Below are 7,746 nucleotides of genomic sequence, written 5' to 3'. Positions count from 1 at the left end.
CTGCCCGGGCATGATTTAATTACTATGCATAATAAGTATTAACTTTCAGGAAAACAACTCCCCTTTACTGAACTCCATTTTTAAGATAATATTAAACCTGCAATAAAATGGACCCCATAGAACAGGCTGCTATTAATACCGTTCGCGTATTAGCTGCCGATGCCGTACAAAAAGCCAATTCCGGGCATCCGGGTACACCCATGGCGCTTGCACCCGCCGGACATGTGCTTTGGGCGAAGACTATGCATTACAATCCTCAAAACCCGGAATGGGTCAACCGCGACCGGTTTGTATTGTCGTGCGGTCATGCATGCATGTTACAATACAGCTTTTTGCATTTAACGGGTTACGACCTCACTATGGACGATATCAAAAACTTCAGGCAGCTGCACAGTAAAACCGCGGGGCATCCCGAATATGGTTTATGTCCCGGCATTGAGGTTACTACCGGCCCGCTCGGACAGGGCTTTGCCAACGGAGTAGGTATGGCCATTGCGCAACAATACCTTGCCGCGCGATATAACAAGCCGGATCTCAACCTGTTTGATTATCATATTTATGCTATTTGCAGCGATGGCGATATTATGGAAGGCGTGGCTTCAGAAGCGGCATCACTGGCCGGGCACCTGCGCTTAGGACAGCTTATTTATTTATACGATGATAATCATATTACGATAGAAGGAGAAACGTCACTGGCATTTAACGAAGACGTAGCCGAACGCTTCAAATCCTATGGATGGCACGTACAGGCTGTAGCAGACGGCAACGATATAGCGGCTATTACCACTGCCATAGAAAATGCCCAAAAAGAAAAGCAGCGCCCTTCGCTCATCAGCATACGTACGCACATTGGTTTTGGCAGTCCAAATAAAGTGAACACCGCATCAGCTCATGGCAGCCCTCTGGGGAAAGATGAAGTAAGACTGGTAAAAGAAAATTTCGGGTTTGACCCCGATAAAAGTTTTATGGTAGCGGATGATGTACTGCGGTTTTACAGGGAAAAAGGAAAAGCCGGCATGCAGAAAGAAAATGACTGGAACACCTTATACCGGGAGTATAAGCAAAAATATCCCGCTGAAGCAGCCGAATACGAATTATTGAGCGGCGGTAAATTGCCCGGAGGATGGAACAATGACCTGCCCGTTTTTAAGCCCGGTGAAAAAGGTATGGCTACCAGGAAGGCATCAGGTAAGATGCTGAACGCTATTGCAGACAAGCTCCCCCTGCTGATCGGAGGCTCTGCGGATCTGGCGCCCTCTACCGACACCCATTTAAACGCGTTCCCATCTTTCAGCGGTGAAAATCACAGCGGCAGGAATTTTCACTTTGGCATCAGGGAGCATGCAATGGGAGCCATCTTAAACGGCATGGCGCTTACCAAAGGCATCATTCCCTATGGCGCCACTTTTCTCATCTTTTACGATTATATGCGGCCGCCTGTGCGCCTCGCGGCTATCATGAAAATAAGGCCTATATTTATTTACACGCATGACAGCATCGGGCTGGGGGAAGACGGCACCACACACCAGCCGGTGGAACAGCTCATTGGTTTAAGATCCGTTCCCAATATGCTGGTCATCCGCCCCGCCGATGCCAACGAAACCGTACAGGCCTGGCGCGTAGCGCTCGAACATTCGGGCGGCCCTGTTGCCATTATACTTACCCGCCAGGAAGTGCCGGTAATTGACCAGGAAAAATATACCAAAGCCACCGCGCTCGAAAAAGGTGCCTACATTTTATCTGATTGTGAGGGCGAACCGCAGCTCATTTTAATGGGAACGGGAAGCGAAGTACAGCTCCTGATAGAAGCGCAGCAACAATTGCTGCAGGAATCTATTCGCGCACGGGTGGTGAGCTTTCCCTCCTGGGAACTATTTGATAAACAAACCGGGGCATACAAAGAAAAAGTGCTTCCTGCGCATATCCGTAAGCGGCTGGCCGTAGAAGCCGGATCGCCGGTAGGCTGGAGCAAGTATACAACCGATGATGGCGATGTGATTGCCGTTACACAATTCGGCGAATCGGCACCCGGAGACGAAATAATGAAAGCATATGGCTTTTCCGCAGACAATATAACGGCAAAAGCAAAAGCACTTTTAAAGCATCAGTAACTGATAAATTTAAAAATACAGGATCATGAAACAAGTATTAATCGCGCTCGACTACAGTGCTACCGCACCAAAGATTGCAGAAACAGGCTATGCCCTGGCCAAATCCATGCAGGCTGCCACCACCCTGCTGCACGTAACAACAGATGCCATCTATTACGCCTCCCGCAGCTATTCGCCGGTGCTGGGATTCGACACTTTCAGCGATTTGGATATTCTTGAAACAACACCGGTGGAGGAAATAAAAAAAGCCGCGCAGGATTATCTTGATCAGCTGAAGGAGCACTTAGGCGATGCTGCCATACAAACCGCTGTAGAGGAAGGCGATACAGCCGAGTGTATACTGGAAACAGCAACTGCCATCCATGCGGATGTAATTGTTCTGGGAACACACAGCAGGCGGGGACTTAATAAAATAATGATAGGAAGCGTAGCGGAAAAAGTACTGCGGCACAGCACAGTGCCTTTATTTATTATCCCTACCAAAATATTCGAAGAACAATAAAACCAATACTATCTTAAAAAATATCATATGGCAGATTATCCGAACGAAGCGCATATTGTAACCATACTGGAATGTGAGTTTGTTACGCATAATGTAAAACGGTTTAAGCTGAGCAAGCCCGATCATTATATATTTCAGCCGGGACAGGCAACTGATATCGTTATCAATCATCCCGACTGGAAAGCGGAAAGAAGACCCTTCACCTTTACCGGCCTGAACAACTGGGATCACCTGGAATTTACGATCAAGATATATGATGATCACAATGGCGTTACGCATACATTAGGAACATTAAAAGCAGGCGATGAGCTGATCCTTCACGATATATGGGGCGCCATTCATTATAAAGGAGAAGGCACCTTTATTGCCGGCGGAGCAGGCGTTACACCTTTTATCGCTATATTAAGACAACTGTATAAAGATGGCGCAATGGGCAACAACCAGCTGATCTTTTCCAACAGAACAGCAAAAGATATTATTCTTAAAGACGAGTTTGAAAAAATGCTTGGCGATAATTTCATCAATACCCTTACGCAGGAGAAAACAGCCCCATACGATAACAGGAAAATAGATATCAGCTATCTCCGGGAAAAAATAAAAGACCTGTCGCAATATTTTTATATCTGCGGACCCGATGCCATGGTGGAAGGTATTGGCAATGACCTGCAAGAACTGGGCGTTGATAAAAGCAGGATCGTAACCGAGGAATTTTAAAACAAAGCCTGCTTACTTTAATCATATGAAGAGCGACACTTATTTTATGCAGCGCTGCGAGGCATTAGCCCATGTCGCTGCGGTAAAAGGCGAAGCACCGGTTGGAGCTGTTATTGTAAGAGATGATAAACTGATAAGTGAGGCAATGGAAGCGGGTAAAAGTAGAAATGATATTACCTGCCACGCCGAAATAGAAGCCATCAGGTTTGCTATAGCAAGGCTGAACACAAATGATCTGTCTGATTGCACTATGTACACCACGCACGAGCCCTGCCTGATGTGTTCGTATGCTATACGATTTCATAAAATAAAAAAACTGGTATATCAAAATACAGTAAAATACCTGGGAGGCATTAGTTCTTCCATGCCGTTGCTTACAACAAATGAAGTGCCGCCGCATTGGGGCAAAGCACCTGTAATTGTACATCTGATCAATAAGCAGGAGCAAGCGGCGCCGTAACGCAGGTCCGTAATCTCCTGCATTTGCGATATTGGTAAATATTCTTCCGCTGCGGGTTACCGTTGCAAATTGCATGTATCTTTACCCAGATAAAGGCTTCAACGCTTTTCACACCAAAAGAATGGAACATGCTGAAAATACGGGCGCATTATTTCATTTGCCGTTTTTTTCTGTGATCATCACTTCATACAACAGGGTCTATCTTTTAAAGCGGGCTTTGGGTTCTTTGATCATTCAAACAGAAAAAGACTGGGAGGCCATTATTGTAGATGACGGCAGCACGGATGGCACTCATGCCCAAATTACACCTTACCTGGAGCTGAACAATAAAATAACTTACATCAGGCAGCTAAGCAAAGGTTGTGTGGCGTCGAAGAACTCAGGGATTCTATTATCAACCGGAAAGTATATTACTTTTTTAGATTCGGATGATGAGTTTAGCCCGGATCACCTTGCAACAAGGAAAGCTATTATAATGGAAAATCCTGATGTTGACTTTTTACATGGCGGTGTAAAAGTAATTGGAAGTCCTTATGTGCCCGACAGGTATGATTATGAAAAAATGGTTCACCTGCACAACTGTGCCATTGGCGGCACTTTCTTCATTGAAAGGAACCTCGCATTTTTGATGAAAGGATTCTCCGATATGTGTTTAGGACATGATGCCGATTTCCTGGACAGGGTCATTCAGTGCGGCGCAACCGTAATAAAAACGGAGCTTCCTACTTATATTTATCATCGCGAAACGCAAAATTCCATTACCAATAACCTGACCGGAAAGAAGGCAATCTTATAGTTTACGCTGATTGTTTGACCAAACCGCATGATAAAAGAAAGCAAAACCATCTGGACCATAGGACATTCCACTCATCCTTTTGAGGCGTTTACAGCAATGCTACATTCTTTCAACATTGAGCTGGTAGCGGATATAAGGAGCTTTCCCGGATCGCGCAGGTTTCCCCAATTCAATAAAGAAATGTTGCAAATTACTTTACCGCAAAACCATATTCAATATATCCATTTAAAAGAACTGGGTGGAAGAAGAAAAGTAAATCCCCACTCTCACAATACAGCATGGAGACACCCTGCCTTTCGTGGCTACGCCGATTATATGGAAACAGATGCATTTAAAGACGGGATTGTGACGCTTGAAAAAACGGCCCTGCAGCACCGCACAGCATATATGTGCTCGGAAGCCGTATGGTGGCGCTGCCACCGGAGCATGGTTTCCGACTATCTTAAAGCAGCAGGATGGAAGGTATGGCATATCATGGGTATTGAAAAAGCCGAAGAGCATCCGTACACCGCCCCTGCAACAATTGTAAACGGAAGATTGAGCTATGTGAAAGGTGAGATGTGAGAAGTCAAAGATGAAAGCAGTACTATGCTCATCATTAGCTGATGACTGCTGATAGCTGCAAAGCACCAAGAACCAAATAACAAATCACAAATAAAATTCAAGCATAAAATTCGAAAAAGAAAAATCCGAAATCCCAAGCGGAACGCAATCTCAAACCCGCCTACCGGACGGGCAGGTATCAAATTTGAAATCAGGTCTCTCCCCTAACATCCCACCATTCAAGTACTCAGCCTGTCGTTAGTACCTGATACCCACACCTTATACCTTATACCTTATACCTTATACCCTATACCTCATACCTCATACCACTGATACCTCCCTCCCCACCCCGTTTCCATTTATTTCCTATTTAGAAAACATGCTGACCTCTTATGGATTAACTTTGCACAGAATTTTCTCACATGCATTTTTAATGGATACGCTTTTAGAAAGCATACAACGATGTACAGTTTGTAAAGATCATTTACCCTTAGGTCCCCGCCCCGTTGTTCAACTGAGCAGCAGGTCAAAAATAGTTATCATTGGCCAGGCGCCCGGCAGGCGTGTTCATGAAACAGGCATTCCCTGGAATGATGCAAGCGGTAAAAAATTAAGGATATGGATGGGTGTAGACGAAGCTGCTTTTTATGATCCCGAAGTTTTTTCCATCATGCCTATGGGGTTTTGCTACCCCGGAAAAGCTATTTCCGGCGATCTGCCCCCAAGGCCGGAATGTGCGCCGATCTGGCATCCGCGCATCTTTAAAAATATAAAGGGGAGCCCGCTTATATTACTGATAGGACAATATGCACAACGCTATTATCTGAAAAAGAATAGCAAAGCCAGTCTTACGGAAACGGTAAGGTGCTATAAGGAATATCTTCCCCGGTATTTTCCCCTGCCCCACCCTTCTCCCCGCAATCAAAACTGGGTTACTATAAATTCTTGGTTCATGGAAGAAGCTGTTCCCGAATTACAGAAGCGTGTAAGGATAGCCATGGGCCGGCCCAAGCCAACCTGATAATAGCAACACGTTTTGTACAATTCCTGCTATCCTTATCATTATACACCTTAAAATACTAAAAATGCCTGCATCAAATATTCAACCGAGCAAAGGAAGCGCATTAAAGCAACTGCATCATAACGGCAAGCTACTGGTGCTTCCAAATATATGGGATCCTTTAGGCGCAGCACTGTTAGAAAGTACCGGATACCCCGCTATCGCCACTGCAAGCGCTTCTATCGCTTTTAGCCATGGTTATCCCGATGGCGAAAAAATTCCTTTTAATGACCTACTTCGTATCTTACAAAAAATAGTAAATGCGGTAGCCGTTCCCGTTACGGCGGATATTGAAAGCGGTTATGCGAAAGACAACAATACGCTTACTGAGAACATTAAAAAGCTGGCAGATACGGGCATCGCGGGGATTAATATTGAAGATACCCGCCACGATGACCATCGCCTGCTTACTGCAGAAGCCCAGTGCGAAAGGATAAGCCGCATTAAACAAACCGCATCGGCAATGGGTATGCCGCTTTTCATTAATGCCAGAACGGATATATACCTCAACGCTAATCATTTATCTGCCGGAGAAAAGCTGGCAGAAACCATCCGCAGGGGAAAGGCCTATAAAGATGCAGGCGCTGATGGCTTCTACCCTATCTTTTTAAAAACAAAAGAAGATATAGAAGCCGTTATAAAATCCGTTGCGCTGCCGGTAAATATTTTATTGCTTCCGGGTATTCCCGATGCTGAAACACTGCAGCAAACAGGTGTAGCACGGCTGAGCCTTGGCCCGGGGTTTTTAAAAACCGCCATCCATGCTATGAAAAATACTGCGGAAAAATTATTGCAGTATGAAGGAATGGATGAGGTGAAGGGAAACCCGGTTACCACCGCTTATATAAACAGTTTAATCGTCCGTGAAAATGCTTCTGGATAAATGATGACAAACTACAGTAGTATGGCTGAACTTTACAGTACAGCCGAACAAGGTGCCCCGATTGGCATCTTCACCAATCACTGAGATATTATAACGTATAAAATAAGCGATAAACCGTGAAAAGAATAAACATTACAAAAACAGAGCCCCATGCCTACAAGGCTATGCTGGGCATGGAACAGTATGTAAGAAATTCAGCTATACCGCACCTGCTCCGGGAGCTGATAAAAATAAGAGCATCCCAAATCAACGGCTGCGCGTATTGCATTGATATGCATACACAGGAAGCGCTGAAGATCGGCGAAACCCAGCGCAGGATCTTTGCCTTACCGGCATGGAAGGAATCGCCATTGTTTACAGAAGAAGAAAGAGCGGTACTGCAACTAACGGAGGAGGTTACCCTCATTGCAAAAGATGGGGTAAGCGATGAAACCTATAACAAGGTTCTGGGATTTTATGGAAAAAACGTGCTGGCGCAAATTATAATGCAGATCATTGTCATTAATGCATGGAACAGGATAGCAGTTTCCACGCACCAGGTTTTTGGAGAAGAGTAATAAGCTCATAAACGTCATCACGGGACCCTGAACCTATCTGAATGATGCGTAATAATTTTTAAGGGTTGAAGCCTGCCTACCGGCAGGTAGGTAATCCCCAATGGCAGAGTCGGATTATAT

Annotated in this window: 9 protein-coding genes; all 9 read left to right on the top strand. The window is 45.1% G+C overall.

Features of this window, described 5'->3' with window-relative positions; all coding sequences use genetic code 11:
• Positions 1 to 107 precede the first annotated feature (107 nt).
• The 9 genes from tkt (at position 108) to PLE34_RS05465 (ending at position 7,626) form a co-directional block, all read left to right on the top strand.
• Positions 108 to 2,111 (top strand): transketolase, encoded by a 2,004-nt coding sequence (tkt, locus tag PLE34_RS05505; protein WP_324554788.1) that lies wholly within the window; start codon positions 108 to 110, stop codon positions 2,109 to 2,111.
• Positions 2,112 to 2,136: 25 nt separating this feature from the next.
• Complete coding sequence (locus PLE34_RS05500; RefSeq protein ID WP_324554787.1) at positions 2,137 to 2,613, top strand: universal stress protein; 477 nt, start codon at positions 2,137 to 2,139, stop codon at positions 2,611 to 2,613.
• A 27-nt stretch (positions 2,614 to 2,640) separates the two neighbouring features.
• Positions 2,641 to 3,327 (top strand): ferredoxin reductase domain-containing protein, encoded by a 687-nt coding sequence (locus tag PLE34_RS05495; protein WP_324554786.1) that lies wholly within the window; start codon positions 2,641 to 2,643, stop codon positions 3,325 to 3,327.
• A 25-nt stretch (positions 3,328 to 3,352) separates the two neighbouring features.
• On the top strand, positions 3,353 to 3,787 hold the full coding sequence (locus tag PLE34_RS05490; RefSeq protein ID WP_324554785.1) for a nucleoside deaminase: 435 nt from the start codon (positions 3,353 to 3,355) through the stop codon (positions 3,785 to 3,787).
• Between the two features lie 121 nt (positions 3,788 to 3,908).
• On the top strand, positions 3,909 to 4,583 hold the full coding sequence (locus tag PLE34_RS05485; RefSeq protein ID WP_324554784.1) for a glycosyltransferase family 2 protein: 675 nt from the start codon (positions 3,909 to 3,911) through the stop codon (positions 4,581 to 4,583).
• 27 nt (positions 4,584 to 4,610) lie between these two features.
• Entirely contained in the window at positions 4,611 to 5,147 is a 537-nt protein-coding gene (locus tag PLE34_RS05480) for a DUF488 domain-containing protein (protein WP_324554783.1), read from the top strand.
• Positions 5,148 to 5,559: 412 nt separating this feature from the next.
• The gene (locus tag PLE34_RS05475) at positions 5,560 to 6,147 is read left to right on the top strand and encodes a uracil-DNA glycosylase family protein (RefSeq protein ID WP_324554782.1); all 588 of its coding nucleotides are present in this window, start codon (positions 5,560 to 5,562) and stop codon (positions 6,145 to 6,147) included.
• 64 nt (positions 6,148 to 6,211) lie between these two features.
• Entirely contained in the window at positions 6,212 to 7,069 is an 858-nt protein-coding gene (locus PLE34_RS05470) for an isocitrate lyase/PEP mutase family protein (RefSeq protein ID WP_324554781.1), read from the top strand.
• Positions 7,070 to 7,185: 116 nt separating this feature from the next.
• Positions 7,186 to 7,626 carry a carboxymuconolactone decarboxylase family protein gene (locus PLE34_RS05465; RefSeq protein ID WP_324554780.1) on the top strand — a complete coding sequence of 147 codons (441 nt, stop codon included), beginning with the start codon at positions 7,186 to 7,188 and terminating at the stop codon, positions 7,624 to 7,626.
• Positions 7,627 to 7,746 lie beyond the last annotated feature (120 nt).

Origin of the sequence: Agriterribacter sp., assembly GCF_035445465.1 — a bacterium.
GTDB lineage: Bacteria > Bacteroidota > Bacteroidia > Chitinophagales > Chitinophagaceae > Agriterribacter.
Note: the sequence above shows the minus strand (reverse complement) of the source record. Positions and strands in the feature narration are given on the sequence as shown.

Excerpts from the sequence above, each read along its gene's own strand:
- PLE34_RS05470 (WP_324554781.1), top strand. The coding sequence starts at position 6,212 with ATGCCTGCATCAAATATTCAACCGAGCAAAGGAAGCGCATTAAAGCAA.
- PLE34_RS05485 (WP_324554784.1), top strand. The coding sequence starts at position 3,909 with ATGGAACATGCTGAAAATACGGGCGCATTATTTCATTTGCCGTTTTTT.
- PLE34_RS05480 (WP_324554783.1), top strand. The coding sequence starts at position 4,611 with ATGATAAAAGAAAGCAAAACCATCTGGACCATAGGACATTCCACTCAT.
- PLE34_RS05495 (WP_324554786.1), top strand. The coding sequence starts at position 2,641 with ATGGCAGATTATCCGAACGAAGCGCATATTGTAACCATACTGGAATGT.
- tkt (WP_324554788.1), top strand. The coding sequence starts at position 108 with ATGGACCCCATAGAACAGGCTGCTATTAATACCGTTCGCGTATTAGCT.
- PLE34_RS05475 (WP_324554782.1), top strand. The coding sequence starts at position 5,560 with ATGGATACGCTTTTAGAAAGCATACAACGATGTACAGTTTGTAAAGAT.
- PLE34_RS05490 (WP_324554785.1), top strand. The coding sequence starts at position 3,353 with ATGAAGAGCGACACTTATTTTATGCAGCGCTGCGAGGCATTAGCCCAT.
- PLE34_RS05500 (WP_324554787.1), top strand. The coding sequence starts at position 2,137 with ATGAAACAAGTATTAATCGCGCTCGACTACAGTGCTACCGCACCAAAG.